At 40.1% G+C, this 19,600-nt stretch carries 17 protein-coding genes; all 17 read right to left on the reverse strand.

All coding sequences use genetic code 11. The annotated features are described in order from the left end of the window. Positions 1 to 670, reverse strand: a 670-nt coding sequence (locus G5B06_RS17225) for a recombinase family protein (RefSeq protein ID WP_173772619.1), incomplete at its 3' end; no start/stop codon positions are given. A gap of 184 nt (positions 671 to 854) precedes the next feature. After that, a complete protein-coding gene (locus G5B06_RS17230; protein WP_114001641.1) occupies positions 855 to 1,733 on the reverse strand; it encodes an ATP-binding cassette domain-containing protein in 879 nt (292 codons plus the stop codon). Positions 1,734 to 1,736: 3 nt separating this feature from the next. Further along, on the reverse strand, positions 1,737 to 2,393 hold the full coding sequence (locus G5B06_RS17235) for a transporter (RefSeq protein ID WP_226845194.1): 657 nt from the start codon (positions 2,391 to 2,393) through the stop codon (positions 1,737 to 1,739). Beyond that, positions 2,390 to 3,460, reverse strand: coding sequence for an ABC transporter permease subunit (locus G5B06_RS17240; protein ID WP_114001642.1), 1,071 nt, complete (start codon positions 3,458 to 3,460; stop codon positions 2,390 to 2,392). Before G5B06_RS17240 ends, G5B06_RS17235 begins: the two co-directional genes overlap by 4 nt. A gap of 116 nt (positions 3,461 to 3,576) precedes the next feature. Then, the gene (locus tag G5B06_RS17245; RefSeq protein WP_114001643.1) at positions 3,577 to 4,755 is read right to left on the reverse strand and encodes a sensor histidine kinase; all 1,179 of its coding nucleotides are present in this window, start codon (positions 4,753 to 4,755) and stop codon (positions 3,577 to 3,579) included. Beyond that, positions 4,743 to 5,417 (reverse strand): response regulator transcription factor, encoded by a 675-nt coding sequence (locus G5B06_RS17250; RefSeq protein ID WP_114001644.1) that lies wholly within the window; start codon positions 5,415 to 5,417, stop codon positions 4,743 to 4,745. The genes G5B06_RS17245 and G5B06_RS17250 overlap by 13 nt, the downstream gene beginning before the upstream one ends. Before the next feature lie 426 nt (positions 5,418 to 5,843). Further along, positions 5,844 to 6,095 (reverse strand): hypothetical protein, encoded by a 252-nt coding sequence (locus G5B06_RS17255; protein WP_173772622.1) that lies wholly within the window; start codon positions 6,093 to 6,095, stop codon positions 5,844 to 5,846. Between the two features lie 30 nt (positions 6,096 to 6,125). Then, entirely contained in the window at positions 6,126 to 6,572 is a 447-nt protein-coding gene (locus G5B06_RS17260) for a flavodoxin (RefSeq protein ID WP_173772627.1), read from the reverse strand. Between the two features lie 159 nt (positions 6,573 to 6,731). Then, positions 6,732 to 7,493: an Rpn family recombination-promoting nuclease/putative transposase gene (locus tag G5B06_RS17265; protein WP_244094590.1), complete on the reverse strand. Its 762-nt coding sequence runs from the start codon at positions 7,491 to 7,493 to the stop codon at positions 6,732 to 6,734. A 217-nt stretch (positions 7,494 to 7,710) separates the two neighbouring features. Continuing rightward, positions 7,711 to 7,923 carry a hypothetical protein gene (locus tag G5B06_RS17270; protein ID WP_005422985.1) on the reverse strand — a complete coding sequence of 71 codons (213 nt, stop codon included), beginning with the start codon at positions 7,921 to 7,923 and terminating at the stop codon, positions 7,711 to 7,713. Beyond that, positions 7,920 to 10,352: a hypothetical protein gene (locus tag G5B06_RS17275; RefSeq protein ID WP_173772628.1), complete on the reverse strand. Its 2,433-nt coding sequence runs from the start codon at positions 10,350 to 10,352 to the stop codon at positions 7,920 to 7,922. The genes G5B06_RS17270 and G5B06_RS17275 overlap by 4 nt, the downstream gene beginning before the upstream one ends. Beyond that, entirely contained in the window at positions 10,352 to 12,490 is a 2,139-nt protein-coding gene (locus G5B06_RS17280) for a hypothetical protein (protein ID WP_173772629.1), read from the reverse strand. Before G5B06_RS17280 ends, G5B06_RS17275 begins: the two co-directional genes overlap by 1 nt. A gap of 62 nt (positions 12,491 to 12,552) precedes the next feature. Beyond that, positions 12,553 to 13,032: a hypothetical protein gene (locus G5B06_RS17285; protein WP_117738803.1), complete on the reverse strand. Its 480-nt coding sequence runs from the start codon at positions 13,030 to 13,032 to the stop codon at positions 12,553 to 12,555. Continuing rightward, a complete protein-coding gene (locus G5B06_RS17290) occupies positions 13,022 to 13,702 on the reverse strand; it encodes a hypothetical protein (RefSeq protein WP_119200556.1) in 681 nt (226 codons plus the stop codon). The genes G5B06_RS17285 and G5B06_RS17290 overlap by 11 nt, the downstream gene beginning before the upstream one ends. 2 nt (positions 13,703 to 13,704) lie before the next feature. After that, complete coding sequence (locus G5B06_RS17295) at positions 13,705 to 15,858, reverse strand: cobaltochelatase CobT-related protein (RefSeq protein WP_244094587.1); 2,154 nt, start codon at positions 15,856 to 15,858, stop codon at positions 13,705 to 13,707. Positions 15,859 to 15,877: 19 nt separating this feature from the next. After that, positions 15,878 to 17,668, reverse strand: coding sequence for a hypothetical protein (locus G5B06_RS17300; RefSeq protein ID WP_244094588.1), 1,791 nt, complete (start codon positions 17,666 to 17,668; stop codon positions 15,878 to 15,880). A 97-nt stretch (positions 17,669 to 17,765) separates the two neighbouring features. After that, on the reverse strand, positions 17,766 to 19,600 hold a 1,835-nt coding region (locus tag G5B06_RS17310; protein ID WP_244094589.1), incomplete at its 5' end, for an AAA family ATPase.

A 19,600-nucleotide genomic window follows, 5' to 3' on the forward strand; every position in this document is an offset into this window, starting at 1 on the left:
AGTGCTTGCGGGTCTTGAAATTGATGGTATGCCCTAAATACTCTCGTTTTTTCAAGATGTTCACGATGGTAGATGATCCCCATCCATACGGGTCTTTGACCGGCTTTGAACGGTTCACACCCTCATTGAAGCGGGCAAGGTGTACGACAGGAATTTCAATTCGGTCTGTGGATAGTTTACAAGCAATCTGATAAGGTCCATATCCCTCCAGCGTGAGGGAGAATATACGGCGTACCACTTCGGCAGCTTCCTCATCTACCAGCCAATGCTCTCGTTTTTCGTCCCATAAGTAGCCGTAAATCACAGTGCCGGTCAGATGCTTGCCACTCATGCCTTTTGACTTGAACACAGAGCAGATTTTCCGGCTGGTATCACGGGCGTAAAATTCATTCATAATGTTATAGTCGCGTCCTAACCGGCTCATGTCCTTGATGACGATTGCCTCTATACGCCCTGCCTCCACTTCCTCCATCATCGCCAAAAATCCGGGGCGGTCAAAACGGGTGCCTGAGATACCGTCATCGGTAAAGTGCGTAGGGTTTGGCAGCCCATTCCGGCTGGCAAAATCCTCCAACATCTGTTTTTGGTTGGATATGGAGTTGCTCTCGCCCTGTAACTCATCGTCCCGGCTCAGGCGCTCGTACAGTGGGGTGATTTTCTCATTTCTCATAGCTGTACCTCCTGAAACAAAAATGCTCTAAGTGATTGCTTCACTAACCATGACAAAATCATGATTAAGAAGTCACTTAGAGCATATATCATCATCCACATACAAATCTGTTGTCATTTCCGTCTCTGTATAGAAGCTTCCATCAAATTTTACTTTCGTTACCGTTTCCCTACACTAATATCTTTTATTCTCGATTATTCGTCAAATAAATATATGCATCTTCCAAAGTGATATCATTATCCGGGACACAATTCTCATTTGGCTTTTCTTTGCTTAATACTTTCATATGAATTCCATTTTCTACATACTGCTTAGATGAAATAGAATAATTGGCTTCTAACAAACGGGCTTCTTCTGCATTTTGTACCGTACAATTCCAAACACAGCCCTTTGCATTTTCCAGCAACCCACTCACGCTTCCGGAATATAAAAAACTTCCTTTTTTCATAATGGCAAGCTGCGTACAGGTTGCTGCTAAATCTTCTACTACATGAGTGGAAAACAGCACAGTTCTATCCTTTGAAAAATCAACCAGAAGATTGCGGATCCTGATTCTTTCTTCCGGATCTAACCCGGTGGTAGGTTCATCAATAATCAAAAAATCCGGATTATTAAGAAGTGCCTGTATGAGTCCGACACGTCTCTTCATACCACCAGATAATTGCCGCATTTTTTTATTCTGATGCTCTGTAAGAGAAGTCTTTTCCAGATAATAGGTAATTCTTTGTTTGAGGTCATTTGTGGATACTCCTGATAGTCCTCCCATATATACAAGGCATTCTTTCACCGTAAGATTCGGATATAAGTCGATTTCCTGTGGAAGATAACCAATCTTTTTCTGTATTTTTTCATAATTTCCCTCGTTATACAGAATTCCATCAAGCGAAACCATTCCTTCCGTTTGTTTTAAAACGGTTGTAAGAACCCTCATCAGCGTGGTTTTTCCCGCACCATTCTCTCCCAAAAGTCCGTAAATTCCATTAGGTATTTCAAGAGACGCCTTATTTACTGCAACTACACCATTTTTAAATCTAACTGTTAAATCATTTATTCTAATACTCATAATCTATCCCCTTTTCTTTAAAGCCATTGGTAATACTGCAAATAAAAGCATACCCACTATAAAAGACACAAGCGTTCCATAAATCCAACTCTCGGACATTAATTGATTAAGTTCACAAGAGCTGAAAGAAAACAATCCCAGATTCCCGAAAAATGAACTGCCCGCTTTCGATATAAGACCAATGACAATTCCAAATAAGCATCCTATACCTGCCCACATATTTCCAAGCAATGTACACAAAATCACAGAGCATATACTCCAAAGCCAGATGGTTCCGAACATTGCAATGAAAAATAAAAGGAATATCAGAGTGCCCGAAACGCCTTCGTTTACACTGCCCGGTTTTTGCCAGAAAAATAAAACATATCCAACACAGGAAAGTATTAATAAATATAATATTTGAACGCACACTCTCTGTGATATTACTTTTAACTGCTTTTTTTGATCATACAAATGAAATACATCGGCACGCTTACTTTTTACTTCCATCAAATATGTGTCACTACAAAAAATAATTGTTAAAAATGCTATTGGAGACTGAATCGCTGAACCGATTTCTTCATAGTATATAATCGGATGAATAGCACACAATATCAGTATAAATGCGCATGAATAAAAAATCTTATATAATGGCAGGCAGTTTTTTAGTTCCGTTTTCAATGAACCCTCCTCCTTTTCCAGATTGTAACAGAAATACATACTAATATAACTGATGAAATTACAAGAATAATCTGATTTATGTTTGACATTTTGGCTGCATGTGTTTCAAAAAATCTGCCAGGGAATCGCACCATAATAGAGAACGGTCTCATATAATAAATATCATTCTTCATGGTCAGCATATTTGAATATATAATGTATAAAAACAAGATTGGTGCTGCCGGAAGCGGATTTTTAAATGTTACTGCTGTAATTGTATAGACACAACATATCATCAAAAGATTTGGAACAATATAGATCAGAGAATTCACGCAAAAATCAATTAATGTTACTGGAAAGCCCGATTCTAAAGACGTTTTCAAACACAGCATAAAGAATATAACATTCAAAATCACTAATACTCCCAGCATACTAATGAATCCGCTTATTACTTTCCCACATATATATTGGATTGCCGTAACAGGCTTTGTATGTAATAATTCATAGGTACTTTTTCGTGTATCTTGAATAAATAAAAATGATAGCAAGACTGTTGCAAAAAAGGCCATATGCAATCCTGCAAAATCCGTAAATTTTTTTGCAAAGTACCAGGAAAAAGAATGTTCGGATAATTTCTGTTCGATATAATGATTGATTTCTTCTGTTGTCCCCTTATGAATTTCAAGGTCTTCATAAGCATATATTGCGTTATAATAGCCATATTGGGATTCCAGGAACTCAGAAGCAGTCTTTACATCCATATTCTGAATTTTTTTCACGACATCATCCGCTTCTTGCCTGCTAAATCCAAAACCATTTTTGGAGGTGTCCATTAAAGTCTCTCTGATCGTATCTTCCCACTCCCTTCTTCTTTCCTTATCATCAGATGTGGGAATGTAGCCATCCATGACATCGGCATCTCCCAATGCTACATCATTTTGTGTAACCTGTTCATTCGGTTTGATATAATGAATTTGCAAATACGATGACAGACATTGATATATACTGGCGACTATAATAATCAAGCCAATCCACAAAACAGGGTTCTTTAAATAATCAAGTATACTTCTTTTTATGATTGTTTTCATTGTATCTCTTCCTTTCTTTATTTCTTTAACAGCATCATACAAATCAATTCTCAATAAATTCACAACAAAAAAGACTAAAACCACTTTATTTATGATCTTAGCCTTCTAACATATTTTTATTCAGCTTTGAAAAGAGCTTCTACATGAGCACCGCCCTGTCTGGCATTATATATTTTCAAATTTCCTCCATGCTTTTCACAGAAAATACGAGAAATATACATGCCAAGACCGAAATGCTTTAAATCATCTTGTGGATTCTTATGATAAAACGGCTCTGTTACTTTTTCCTCAGTATCCACAAAACCTATTCCATCATCTTCAACAGAAATTATAAGAAAACCATTTTTTTTCCTTATCTGCAGAGCAATACTTTTTTGCGCATATCGAACCGCATTTTCCAGTAAGTTGTCTGTCACTTCCATGACAAGTTCCTCATCCACTTTCACAACGTTTTGTTCCTGTACGCTTTCTACCTTACATAGTTTACTTTCCTTCTTGGACAGCATGACAGCTTCTGTCTCAATCTTTTTTGCCAGCTCCGATAATACTATCTCTGAACATTGCAGTTTCCTCTGTTCTAAATGGGACATTTTTCTCATGTTTTCCGTGAAATGTTCTATTCGGTCAATCTGATACATGCCTGTTTGCAAGATATCCATAATATCCTCTGTTTTTATACTCTCAGCAGAAATAAACTCTAAGAGCATTTCCTGATACCCTCGCAATATGGAAAGTGGAGAACGTATGTCATGTGCAATTGCATTCCGCAAGACCTTCTCGTCATCAATCATTCGCCACATCTTTCTGTTGTTATCTGCTAAAGCACTCCGCATCATTTCAAATTCTTTACACAACGTTCCCATCTCATCTTTATTTTCATAGGACACATGAAAATCCAGTTCATTATCTGCAATCATTTGTGAGGCATCTTTTAATTCCTGTAGAGGCGTCTTTAACTTGTTTTTATAAAAAAAGAAAACCGCAGCAACACTCCCAACAATCGAAAAAATCAGTACCGAATATGTTTCTATAAAGTCACACATTTCCGAAAGATGATAGTCCAAACGATTCATCTGCGATTGATTAGGTCTTGATATCTCAATATCGTATTTCTTTCCATGTTGCTGAAACACGTCCGTATAATCTGCATAATCAATATATTTTTCCCATATTTCATTCTGCATATTTCTTGCAAAATGAACTGTAAATGCAGATAACAGAAATGCTGCCGTCAAGCTGATCACAAAATAAAACAGAATTGTTTTTTTCAGTGACAAGTTTCTTATTTTTTCCATCGGTATCCAATCCCCCATACAGTTTCTATATATTCTTTTTCTGAACAATCCGCTAGTTTTTTCCTTATACGCCGTACTAACTCCGTTATCGTTCTACTGTCCCCTTCCGCATCATATCCACAGACTTGTTCATATATACGTTCTTTATCAAACACCTGCCCCGGATGCATGGATAAGAATTCTATAATCTGATATTCAATTTTTGTGAACTCCATCTTGTGTCCAGCTATAGCTACTATTTTTTCAGAATAATCAATCAGCATTTCATCCATGAAGCGGTATTCTGTTTTTTGTTGATGCCTTTCTTCTCTCTTTATGTTTGTAACAATCCTCGCTTCCAACTCCCGAAGACTAAATGGTTTCGTAATATAATCATCCCCACCTGAAAGCAACCCATTAATTTTATCATCTTCATCAACTCTTGCTGTCAGAAATAAAATTGGACATAACACTTTACTGCGTATCAGACGACATACTTCAATCCCATCCATGCGTGGCATATTGATATCCAACAAAATAATATCCGGTTTCATTTTTATTTTATTTAATGCTTCCATTCCGTCTGTAGCCGTAATGGTTTCATATTGTTTCATATTAAAATAACTACAAAGCATTTTCACCAATTCTTTATCATCATCGACAACTAAAATCTTGTATTTCATCCAAACCACCTCCAGTATCCATATTATACGATAAAAAACAATGAAATCACAACAAGAGTACATGAAGAACGTAAGCACAATATATCTTTTTTCTCAATTCCAGCTCAATTTCCCCTCAATGTCTTTTTCCTCCGATTTTCGTATGCTTATCCCACAGCAGAACAGTACCACACCGGTGCGACCTGCTGAATCAATCAATACGAAAACGGAAGTGTTTTTATGCGAGAACTCAGTTTTCGTAAAAACAATCACATACAAAAAGAATAATAAAAATGAAATAGGATTAATCAGCTGTTAGAAAACTGATTAATCCTATTTTGTTCTACATCGACACCAAATCTCAAGTTTGCCTCTAAAAATTCCTGACCTTTAATTAATAAATAGGTAAGTCGAAAACCGACTTACCCACTATAATATGATTTTTATTTACTTCGCCACACACATGTTTTCATCAATCCATTTCTGGATATCGTCTTCGCTTACTTTAACCAGGCGGGCAATTTTCTTAACATCCATCCCCTCTTCTGCCATAGAAAGAGCTGTTTCTTTTGCTTTTTTTAGTTCGCCGCTTTCCATTCCTTCGCTATAAATTTTCTCCATTTCATGGCACATAAGCTCCACTCCTTTCTGCGTGTCTTTTAATTCATGTACCTGTTTTACAACAACCGGACTGTGCATTTCATCCGCATTCCTGTTTGTGAGATCATACTATTTTAACCAATCTGTGATATTTTCATCTGTTGCATGGTTCGCATTAAATGGTCTGCACCATTTTGCAGAATATTTCTTTTTGATCTTCACCGCAATTTTTTGTGGTTCTGTAGCTCCGCTGGTTGTAAAAATTGCTGCTTTTTTTCCATTCAGATTTACCTTGTCCAGAAAACTGAATACTGCATTTGGAATTGTTCCACACCAGATCGGGCTTCCTATCAGTATCCTGTCGTATGCAGAAATATCAGGAATCTCCATATCCAGTTCTGGCCGCTCATTTAATAAAATTTCTTTTAATGAGGTAAATACCGTTTTTCTATAAGACATCCGGTAAGATTTATGAGTCTTAATCTCTGCCAGATCTGCACCGGAAAGCTGTGCGATCCGTCCAGCAGCTTCTTTTGTCTTTCCTTTCTGCGAAAAAAAGATAACTAATGTTTCCATTTGACAGGCTCCTTTTCTAATACTATATATTTATGGCTGATGTCTCTACAACTCTGATACAGAATAACTGCTCTATTATAACTGGATATTTACTCCTAAGCACGATATTATATAAATCAGGGCAAGCCCAACAGACCTGCCCATTTATAAATGCGTTTCTTATTTTATTGCACATAGATTTTCATCAATCCATTTTTGGACTTCATTCACATTATGATTTACAGCTTTTGCAATTTTTTCAACAGGCAGACCCATTTCTGCAAGTGAAAGTGCTGTTTCTTTTGCTTTTTTGAGTTCACCACGTTTCTCCCCGCTTTCCATTCCTTCGCTATAAATTTTTTCCATTTCATGGCACATAAGCTCAACCCCTTTCTGCGTGTCTTTTAATTCATGTACCCGTTTTGCAAGAACTGGACTGTGCATTTCATCCGCATTCTTGCAATGCAGATCATGCATAAGTCTCCCAAGTTCTGTGTCTTCCTGTTTTCTGGAATTCACATATATAATATGTGCTTCGTCCTGAAAGCTATCATCGGCTTCTTTGATATGCCTGTCAATATGGTAAATAGGAAAGCCATACCCAAGGATGTCATCCCTGGTAATAAAGATCACATAGCTTTCCGGTAATTCATCAAAATCCTGACCCGGATTTAAAGTGTTCATGTCCATCAAACCACTATGGTAACGTGCCCTCTTAGGTGATGCACCTTCATTATCCTGCTGGATCTCCACGTCAAACTGTTTGCCTTCGGAATCTCTGGCAACACAGTCCATGATTGCGGATCGTCCCTGCAGATTCTTATAATCCTTCTGGATGATCTGATCAATTACTTTCAGATCCTGTTTTTCCATAATGACCTGCAGAACATATTCCAGGCATTCTCTCTGTTTGAAAACATTTCTCATAAATAAGTCACTCATGAGTGTAAAATTCTTAATAATACCTTTATATCTTTCGTAACGTACTTCCAATCCGTTCTCTGGCACAATTTTTTCATCTGCCACGTTCGCTGTCACCTCCCTCTTTATTCTTTTTATGTTATGAAGAAATTTTCGAAAAAGCTTTTGTTTATTTTATCTTAGCATCAATGAATGACCTTTACAAGACACTTTTTCCCCGAATTGCATCGGGTGTTTTTTAACCTACCCGTTCCACATAGCATACACTGTTTCCCTTGCACTCAAATTCCGGACAAAGAGACAGCCATAATCTTTCCAGATCATTGATGTTCATGGCGTCCAATTCTGTTTCATCTTCTTCACCATAAATATTTACAAAACCGATCCGATATATGCCATACTCTTTATGTAGGTTTTTTACTACTTTTCTTCCTGCTCTTCGTATATTCATAAGCTCTCTTTTCTCCTCTCTTCTGCTTCCAGCAAAAATGTATTGCAGGTATAGCTTCCGGAAGCACTGACACCAGCGACCCCTCCAAGGCTGTCCAGATACTGGCTTCCATTTTTAGATGCGGAAATATACATATAAAAGTTTGTCAAAACATAGTTTTTATTTTCCAGAACATTCTTATAACTGCTGCTAAGCACAAGCCTTGCTCCAAGTTTTTCTGCTTTTTCTTTTACCAGCATAGCAGTTATATTTACTGCTTTTCGTATTTCATGTTCGCTAAGTCCGCTTTGATAATAACGTTCCAAAAACAAAACCAGTTCTTCTGCTTTATTTTCATGTGGTTCGCTTTTGACAGTCACATCAACAAACTCAATCGTCTTCCTTTCATCCGCAGCTACAAAAGATCCCTTTGTCAGACGGAGGATTGCACGAAATACAATTTTACCATTGTGTTTGATAAATATAATTTTTTTATTTGCATCAAAACAGGATAACAGACAATCACAATTTGGACCATTCCGATAGGAAATGCAGCTGCGCAGCGGTACTTCTCCTATCTGCATCACCGGAAGCAGGCTGTCCTCTTCCCAGATTTCCCATCCACAATCCACGCGCAGCAGCTTTTCTTTCCAGATTTCTTCTGTATCTCTTTTTATTGGAAAAGCAATTTCCCGTCCCAGGTCTCCTTCATGGTATTTCAGCTCCATGAATTTTCCTAATAACTCAGCATTTACGATTCTTCGGATCTCTTCCTTCTTTTTCGGCTGCCTGTTCAGAAAGGAAGTCATGATCTCAGCGCCGCCTTCATAAATGAACTTCTGGATATTGGATTTATTTTCCGCAACAAAAGCATCCGAAATATTCAATTCTGTCTTTAAATTCTTCCAGGAAGGATCCTGGGCCAATAGTTTGTCCATCAATGCAGGTAATCCGGAACAGCCATTTAAAAGATTCTGATTATGTAAAAGGAAGTAAACCTGATTATCCCTTGTAAGCTCTTTTAAAAGTTCAGTAAAATCCATTAAAAATATCAAAATCCATATGGCTGTTTCATGCCGAAGATCCAGAATGTTTTTAAAATCCTCCTGCATCCATCTGGAAAGCGGCTTTTTTGACAAAGCTTCTGCCAATCGCTCAACCTGATTTTCCTCTAATGCATCTGTCAGGCAGTCTCTTTTTATCAACTCACGAATCACCCGAAGACGATCATCACTTTTGGAGTATGCTAAACGATCATACAGGTCTATATAGACTGCTTTCACATTGTACAGGACTTTCAATTCTTCAAATACACGAGGCTTCGAAAACAGTGATTCTTCACTCTTTCTCCAGGGAACTACCATATATTCACAATCCCTTAAATTTTGCTCGTTTAAAGTATTTAGATTCAGGCATCTTTTATAAACCTCTTCATCCAGAATCAACGAATTCCTGTCAAGGTTTATAAGCCAGTCTCCATTCTTTCGCAAAAGTTCCAGGAAATGTTTCTTCCGTTTCGTAATGGCATACAGGATAAGCTCTGTCTTTTCCAAAGTGAGCTCATAAAGATCCATATCTGGAAGCGGATTTCCATACAGAGTGTTCACATAGGCTGCCTTTCCGTTTGAAACCTTTTCAAAATCTGCATCTGGACCTGTCAAAAATCTTATCAGCTTCGGAATATCTGTATATAATGATTCGTTCCAAAGCCACAAGTGAAGAAAAGAGGCCTGCCATTCTTTTGGAATCTGAGTGAGAATCACTTCCAGTCCATTCCGAATTTCTTTTGGATGCCGGCTCAGTTCTTCCAGCTGTTTCTTATTTAAGCTTTCCGTTTCTTTACAAAACTCGGATAAATAATTTACGAGTTCCATCAGATCCTGCTTCAAAAGTAATGCCAATGATTCCTCATCCTTGAGCAGCTCATAAAGAAGCTCTGTTGAAAAAGCCGGATTTATCAAAAGCATGCGTATCTTTATCCCCGCCCGGGCAACATCAAATTCACCAATGCAGGTCTCAAGACTTGCTACAAGCTGTTTCTTTAACTCTTCTTCCGGTTCCAGAAAAGCATAATATTTCAGATAAACATATACGATCCGGTCCGGGATTTCCTTATCTGCCAGTACTTTCTCAATCTTTTCATAGGGAAATTCGGACAGTTTTTCATTTCCCGCACATTCTATGACCATTCTGATGCGGTCTGGTTCTAAAATAGGAAAATCCTTTTTGTTCATTTTCCCCAAATAGCTGAGTATTTCCGGATCGTCCATCAAAGAAGAAATCGTCTCCTCATTTAACCCCTCCATCAGACTGGAAAGTTCCTGCTGATTTACCAGTCTGTCCGCATTCATACAGGAATCTTCCCCTTTCTTTCCTATCAGGTTCAGGGGAATTGCTGCATTTTTCATTTCCCTGTAAATATTCATGTGCTTTAAGATTCTTTCGATCATCACGCTACCTCTGCTCTTTCTATTAATTCAGTAATCTCCGATAACTCCATGCATTCGTCCTGGTACATATTTTCTGCCAGCTTAAGAAGATACAGAGCTTCCTTTTTTGCCATAAGCTTTTTCGCTGTTCCTGTAAAATTATCTTTTAAATACGAGGAAACGATCTTACAGTAGAGCTTTTTATGGCCATATGAATAACGACCATTCTTGTAAAACTCATAAATAGACTGAATCTCCTTATCCGTTTTTCTGTTTTCCCGTAATATCTGATTAAACTGCTGTTTGATGTTTTTTTCAGTTTTCCAGTGATCTATCCGTTTTTTCTGTTCCTTCAGCCATTCTTTCCGTTCCTGATATCTTTTCCGATCCTCTTCTGTCATATATTTCTGATACAGGGTTTCTCTTCGATAAGAATCACTTATAAATGGAAGAAGCAATTTGGAAAGCTCATATGCTTCTGACTGTTCCATCCAAAGTGCTGTACTTTCCTTTAAAAGTAAGACCGTCAGGTATTCTGGATAAATATCCGGATATTCATAAAAGAACTTCTTTTCTACCATTGAAAACAGTTCCCGGTGTTCCTCTTTTCCCAGAACTGGCGAAAAAAATTCGCATTCTCTATGTTGGATAGCATAGTATCCCAAGGAGAAAGTTTCCTTTAAAATCCTCCAGGGGCTTAAGAATTCGCATCCATCCATTCCAATCTCATTGATCAGAAATTTCAGCATAGGATAGGAATGCTCATTACAAAGATCCTTTATTTCACTTTTTAAATATCCTGCCATAAATTCCCATTTCTTTTCCAAATCTGGATCTTCATTTTTATAATCCTTTACAAACTCTTCCAGATACTTTTTTCCATCCAAAATCCCATGCAGGATCAGCCGGTTGAAAACCGCGTAAAGTTCCGGCTCACTCTTTTTCCAGAAAACATCCTGGTATCTTTTTCCTGTAAGGTTTTCATAACGTTCCAGATACTTCAGCAAACTTTTCGTACTGTATGTTTTGCCTTTCAGAGTATCTGTAACACACGCTTCAAATTCTTCCGAAGAGAGTTCTTTTACCAGAGGATCCCATTTTTCTTCTGTCAGATCAATGTAGTGCCACTCTTCCGGTTCATTACTTCTAAATGGAAACAACGTAAGAAACGTTTTTACATTTTCCACCCTGAACGTTTCATTCATGCATTTTTCCAGCCGTTCTTTACCGTCGATACGGACAGAAAGTTTCCCATATGTTCTTAAAATCCGTGAACAAAGTACATAAGCTTCTTCTGGATATGTCTCTTTTCCGGGCAAAAATGCCTCTAATACATTCAGCCCAATTTTTTCTGCTGTCAACCCGGAAAGGCTTATCCGATCGGGTCTCTCTACAAAATACATCAGTACAAAATTTAAAAAAGCGGTCTCTTTGTCGGAATATCCAAACATACGCATACGTTTTTCCAAAACGGCATCCGCATTTTTAGCATTTGTGACTGCTAACTTTGCCAGCAGTTTCAGGATATCCAGATCCTTTTTACGATACCCTTTAAGCTTGGTCATTACTTTGCCTACCATCCACACGAAAAGATTCCATTCAGTAAATACGGATATCTTCCGGTTCTTTGAAAAGCTGTCAGCAAGTTTCTGTTTTATGCCTTCCCACAGTATTTCATCATCTGGGAGGATGGACATGGCAAACAGCATTTCTTCTGCTCGCTCAAATGGATACGCATGCATGGCCTGTTTCCACCGATTCTTTTCCTTTTCCTCACAGATATAATTGATACTGATCAAAAACAGGTCTTTCTCTCCAAGAATCTGTTTCATCTTTTTCCAGAACAGATCCTTTTGTGCCCCATTGAACATACAGGTCTCCTGTAAAGGCATCATCCTTGCCAGGGCAAGTCCGAGGGCACGGTATGTCTGCTTTGTCAAGGTCAGATGTTCTCCAATGCGCTCCAGGACTTCTCCCGGATAGTGCAGTCCATAAGCGGTTTCCATGTCTACTTTCGGCTTTTCCAGAAACATATCATTTTCTTTTAATTGCATATAAATTTTATATTTTTCCTCATTAGATGACAGCTTATAGATCAGGTTCGTCATCTGCCGGTACAGGGTAATATCAAGCCATTCTTCATAAATCTTCCATTCCATCCAATTTCCTCCTGTTTTCCCTTATAAAAAGGTGACTGTTCGCCAGTCTCCCAAAATTGTTCTTATGCTGCCAGGATAATCTTCTTTTTCCGGCTTGCATAAGTGATCGCCATTGTAGAATGTTCCATGCCTCGCTGTTTCTGGTATTGCTTTACATCTGCATAATTTGCAAACGAAAGGATCTTACCATTTTCCTCTAACAAGTTCTCTTCGTTATCTTCCATATTTCCACTCCCGCAGGAAGCCAGCGTCCAGTTTACATGGCAGACATAACAGGTCATGCCTGCAAATCCCAGATACTTATGTACATACTCTTCCGCTGCCTCAGCACTCGGAAAATAACGTGCATACTCCAGGGAACGGCAAACGATCCGGTCTTTGTACCATCCGGCAAAATACCGGTTCTTTTTCAGTTCAAGTACATACCCTGTCAGATAAATCTTCTGTAAAGCATTTTCTTCCTCGTCCATCATATCAAGAAGCTGTTCCGCATAGATTTTTTTCCATTTCAATGTATTCTTCTTTATTCTTTTACGCAGCATTATCTTTTTCCTCCTCAGTTCCCACAATGAGTTTTTCTATCATTCTGTACAAATTCCGGAAATTTCCAGCCTGTCTGCGGCGTGTCATGCAATCCTGTTCAAACGCCTGGATCACAGCAGAAGTTCTTGCAAACAATGTGAAGATTTCCTCATCTTTCAGCTGTATGGTAACCTCTTTTTCTTTCCGGTAGCTGTCTTTTTTACAATACTGGCCGCCATTGGAATTATGCATCGCTACACCGGTGCCATTCTGTATCCTGACAACCCACGGATAATTCAAAACTTCTCCTTTGTTGTTGCGAACCTTCCTCTGTATAGAAAATACTGTAACTCTTCCCGTGTTGGAATTTTTATCCTCGCAAAAGATCTTTTGCTGGAAGAATTTAAATTCCTGCACATTATTCCATATACGGGAATACACGTATTTTATGATTTCCGGACTCAGATTTGCATAAACGCTGATGCTGTCTTCTTTGCTGTAGTCAACCATGACCGCCCGGATCCTGGAATAATCGCTGGCAAAGTCTTCGTGAAGATGCCAGAAATCCTTTGGTTCTGCCATCCGCAAAAAGCTATTAAATTCCAGTAACGTGTTCTGTGTCTTATGAACACAGATCTGTTTTGATACATCCGCATTCTGTTCTTTTTCTTTCCTGTTTTTCCTGTTCATCCTTACCTCCTGATAAAGCGCAGCAGTTTTTTTGTCAGAAGAGCCGGAAGCTGTTCAAGATCCGTAATATCCAGAAAAGATTCCTCATAAATTTCCTGAATTGCTTCCTTGTCGCTTCCGATCGCAGCTGCCTGAAAGAATACTCCCTGCTGCAGCAGCTTTTTCCGAATCTTCTGAAGGTCCCTTTTTGCCCCTGTGCCTCCATACTGGTTTGCATTAGGTGCACCATCACTGATCACAAACAGCAGTTTCTGCTTTTCCGGTCGTTCCAAAAGACGGCTGCCAGCATACCACAATGCAGTTCCATCCCGGTTGCTTCCATAAGGCTGCATACCAGCGATCCGAAACCGATCCTTTTCATCCGTTTCAAAATCTGTGCAGCAATGCAGATACACTGTTTCGTCTTTCAGGTTCTCATGCCGGTATCCATCTGTATGATGTCCGCACACCAAAACCGGTATTTCTGATTCCATACAAAAATCATACAGGCAAAGTGCTGCAAGAATGGCATGATCCATCCGTTCCCCACACATGGAAAAAGAATTATCGACCAGCACAGCCACACAGATATCCAGATTTTTTCCTGGCTGTTGTTTCTTAAATACTGCCCCAGACGGTTCAGCTATGTTTCGAAGATCTACCCGACGTCCAAGAAAAAGCTTATATTCCGTGCGTTCTTTCTGATTTTTCAATATAGGAAGCAGTTTCAGGCGAAGTCTCTTTTTTACCTGTTTAAGCTGCCCCTCATACTTTTCTGTCTGTAATTTTAAAAAATCTGATATCTCGGTCTTACGGCAAAGTTTTTTCTGTACCAGGTCATGGCCTTCTTCAAACGGTATCTCCATCAATTCCTTTTGAAGATGTTCGAAAATTTCTTTCTGTATCTTCTCATCAAGCGTCTCTTTCGCCATTTCATAAAGGATCTTTTGTAAGGCATTATCACTGGATGCTTCCGTTTCTGAGGCAGGGATGCCACATTCATTCTGTTTGTCTTCGAAGCCACCAGACTCCCTGACACATTTCGGAAGATTTTCACACAGTTGCTGCAGAAACTTCTGAAGCTCTGCAGTGCGCCCGTTTTCATGGTCTTCCATTTCCTGATCCTTTCCGTTTCTTTCTGCTTTGTTTCCTGTTTCCGACCCCTGTTCCGTATCCTCTTTTCTGATCTTATCTTCATTTTGCTCAGTCTGTGCCCCTGTGTTACCCTGCTTTTCTTCCTCTGGTTCTTCTTCGGATTCATTCGGGTTTTCCTTTTGCCCTTCACGCTCTTCCTGTTCTGGCTTTTGCTCTTCATTTTCTGTACTGTTCTTCTCTATTTCATCTATGATTTCCGCAAAATATTTCCAAATCATCAGAAGGATATGGTTGGTGGCAAGATATCTCTCCATGTCATCTGCTGCCTTTCCCGCTTCATCAATGACCGGCATAAGCAGTTTTAGTGTATCAATAAGCTCGTAATCCGCACCATCCCAGGCATTGACCCTTGAAGACAAGGCATACTGTGCACACAGGTTCATAAGAATAGATAACCTGTCTTTCTCCGTTTCCAGCATTTCCCTAAGTGTTGGAAGCCATTCCACATTTCGGTCGCGATTCATAAGGATTCCCCTGCGGATGCTTCCCGGAAAAAGGGCGCACATCTTCTCTTCTATGTACATATCATTCAAAAGATTGCTGAGATAAGATGCTGTCTGCAGAAAGATAGAAAGGATTGCTTTATCTTTTCTTTCAAAGTAGACATTCATCGCATCCAATGCCTCTTTTTCCTGTGCATTTTCCGGTACTGGCTCCTTTGGATACCAGCTGCCATTTAACATATGCTCGGCATACCTTTTTCTAAGTGCAGAATCCGTATACCGGTAATGTCCGCATTCATGTCCCAGAATCCCGATCAGGCTGTCACTTTTTAATTCCAGTGTCAGAAAACTTGACGTAATCTGGTTTCCAAGATTTACGGCAACTGTTTCTCCCTGATTCCATCCTGCAATCCCTGAATTTTTATCATCGTATAACCGTAATGTAGTCAACTTTCCACCCGTGATTTCATGCCCGATCGAGGTCAAAAGATCACGATACTGCGGCGTATGAAATACTTTTTCCGGTGTCAGTTTTTCTTTCTCTGCACATATCCGTTTCCGGTATAAAGCCTTTTTCATTCGTTTCCTCCATCCGTTTTTAATCCACAGCACAATGAGGAAGAAGAAAGACGCGTTCCATAGTTCCCTGTTCTTCCCTGTCCATGGATGCTTTACTGAGCAGTGCTGTCCATGCTGACCTCCTGAGATCATTGGAAACCATGTAACTTAACACCCAGTTTTCCAATTCCCGGTATCCGCATACGCCATCCGTAATGTCCTGTTCGATCAAATATTCATGGATCTTGCAGACCGTGGCAGCCATAAAGGACAGAAGTTCTTTGTTTTTAAACCCGGTTCTTTTCATTGCCCTTTTTGCCATTTCCTCTTCTGTCAGGGCTTCCTTTGGCTGAATCAGATTCATTCGGGAAAGAACTGACTGGTTGAAGTTCTGACAGCCAACATAATCCAGATTGGTGGTCATGATCACAATGGTATCCGGATTTCTCCGTATCTGTTCTCCATTTACCAGATCGGTTACAGCTCCATCGTCAAACAGGGAGTTTAATCTCGTAAGTGTCCCAGGTTTTTCAATCATGGCCGGCTCCTGAATTTCAATCACAGATGGTTCCCTGCATGCCTTTACGATTTCTGACTCTTTTAATAGGAAGGATTTTTCATTTTTCGACTTTTCATAGCCTTTTTCATAAACTGCTTTCAGGATCTCCTGAAAAGCTTTTTCCCGGCTGATCCCCTCTTCATAAATGCCATTTACCGTTGCAAGAGCTGAAGCCGGATCCATTTCAATGTCTTCCAGACGTGGCAATTCCATTTCCAGATGTGCTGTTCCGCCCATATTTGGCACGGTGGTCGCTAAAAGTTCCAGTTCATCCGTTCCAGGTCCACAGGTGAACACATAATATGGAAGCCCTAATATCTGGGCGATCATTCTGGCATCCGTTGTCTTTCCAGTACCGGCATCGCCTGTCAACATAAACAGCCTTGCCGGTGTCTTATCCACCATCTGCAGGATTTCTTCAGCTTCCTTACTTACCAGATAGTCTTCCGGAAGCGAAGGGATCCTTTCTTTTGTCCTTTCATTTACATCCCATCTGCCAGAGTAGATCTGTTTTAATTCAAAAAGTGTTCTTTTTGTCTTCTCATTTACAGGCAAAAGCACATGAAACTTTCCATAGATTTCATCGTTTGGTGCATATACCCCGGCCGCAATTTTATATTCCGGAAGCACATCCTCCAGTTCCTCTGCACGGAACTGGCTCTTTTCCAGCGGGACCGCCTGCTGTGGATTTGCTATTACTTCGCAGTACATGGCATCGCAGCAGATAAATGCCGCCCGCAGTGCAGTTTCCGTGTCTTCCCATTCCTTTTTTTCCTGTTCTTCAAGTATGTAGAAATTTTTTTGGAACTCTTCGTTAAATAAAGGATTATCCGGGACCAGATTGGCATAAGCCAAAAGGGCCAGGTACTGCTCGCCTGTGTTTTTGCCCTCCCGGATTCCCGGAAGTTTCTCGTTTTTTTCTTCTGTCTTTAAAATCCCACTGAAACGTCCGTTTTTCGAATTATAAGTCATTACATACTTTCCCTGATTTCCAGGATATTCCATGCAGAAATAATTTATGGTATCCCTGCCCCTTTGTATACCGGCAGCCCCAGAGTCTTTTTCTTTCCGGATCTGAATCAGTGTCAGAAGTGCATGTAACGTAGGCCCATGAAGGCGCGATACTTTTCCCTGCTTCCTGATATTTCGCATGGAACAATCCGCTTCATCATAGCTGATCCGTTTTTTCCCAGCTTTTTCCAACATCATCCGAAATGGGTCCGGAATGGGTTCTTTCATAATCCATGGTGCATAAAAACAAAGATCTGGCATTTTGTTCCCTCCTCTTTCATTATGTGATTTTCTGCATACGAAGGAAAGAAACAGGCAGAGCATTGGATTTTTCCAACGTCTGCCTGTCATTCATTCTTTATGCGCTCTTTTCCTGTTCCAGGATTGCTTCATATATTTTTCGGATACGGTACCCAAACATGGTGTTTCGCCGGCTGATGTAATCCGTCCGGATAGCCTGTGCGATTGCACGTTTGCTTCCCACAATTATAAACCTTTCTCTGGCTCTTGTTACTGCTGTATAGAAAATGTTTCTGCGAAGCATCCACCGGAAACATGGAAGCATTGGAAGGATTGCCATCGGATATTCACTGCCCTGAGCCTTATGTACCGTAATCGCGTATGCCAGTGTCAGCGGCCAATAGTCTTCCTCCTGATATTCCATGACCCGGCCATCTCCAAAATCTACACGCATGACCATTTTTTGATCTTTCCGAAAAATCCCTATGACTTCTCCAATGTCGCCATTTGCTACTTCATCGTTGTTTTTTGTCTGCATGACCCGGTCACCTTCCCGGTAAGTATTCCTGCCATTTGTGATTTCCGGATAACCGAAACGCTTTGGATTCGCAATGTCACGCAATACCAGATTCAATGCATCCGTACCTGCTTCCGTATCTTTTCGAAGCGGTGACATCACCTGCACTTCTTCCAGAGAACCGTTTCTCTGCAGTACTTCTTTTCGATAGATTTTCTGTATCTTTCGCGAAGCCTCCTCCGGTGTGGAAGCCGGAATAAACTGAAAGGTATCATCAAACACCAGATCCAGCTGATTCTTATTGATCTTAATGGCATTCTGGCTGATGGTGGAATTCCCTTCCTGTCGGAAACATTCATCTAAGACAGTTACCGGAAATACGCCGGAATCAATGATCTCCTGAAATACTTTTCCAGGCCCTACGGATTCGATCTGATCTTTATCACCCACCAGAACCAGTCTGGCACCGGATTTAATACTGGCAAACAGTTTGTCCGCCAGATACATATCGACCATGCTGAACTCATCTGCTATGATCAGGTCATCTGGAATTGGCTGCTCGTTCTTCCATTCTTCCTCTCCAGCTTCTCCGGTAAGCCCTATGGATTTATGGATTGTCAGTGCTGGATACTCTGTACATTCCCGCATTCGCCTTCTGGCGATGCCTGTAGGTGCACATAAAAGGATCACCGCATTTTTATCCAATGCTTCCTGTACAGCAATGATGAAACGGATCACCGTAGTCTTTCCTCTGCCGGGTCCTCCTGTAATGATGGATACCGGGTTTTCAAAGACATTTTTTACTGCCACCTGTTGTTTCGCATTCAAAATAATATCCTGTTCTTTCTGGATCTTTCTTAAAATACGGTCAACATTTACAGCCATTCCCGTCTGCATATGGAGCCTGACTAATGCGGCAGCAGCTCCCAGTTCGGCCTGGAAGCTTTTGCGTGTATAAAACCCTCCATCGTGGCAGACCAGGCTTCCATCTGTATGGATCATATCATTGCCTGTATCCCGGATTGCTCTTTCAGAGACCGGTGAAACATCTTTGTTGTGATTTAAAAGTTTTTCGACACGTTCAATAATGTCCTCTCTTTTTAAATACAAATGTCCTTCGCCTTCTGCTTCTGACATAATATGCAAAATAGCAGCCTTAATGCGAAGGGGATCATCTGCACGGAAATGTTTTGCCTTTACTGCAATCTGGTCAACAGTCAGAAATCCAAATCCATGAACCTCACAGAGCCGGAAAGGCTCCTCTTTCACGATCATAACTGCAGCAGGACCAAATTTCTCCTGTATTTTTGAAGCTTTTGCAGGAGTCACCCCAAAAGGGGACAAATACATCATCAGTTCCCGGATGGAACTGCTTTTTTGAGTTTGCGCGCCATGGGCGCGCTCTAACGGGTGTAAGTCCCGAACATGCCCAGATA

The organism is Blautia luti (assembly GCF_013304735.1).
Lineage (GTDB): Bacteria > Bacillota > Clostridia > Lachnospirales > Lachnospiraceae > Blautia_A.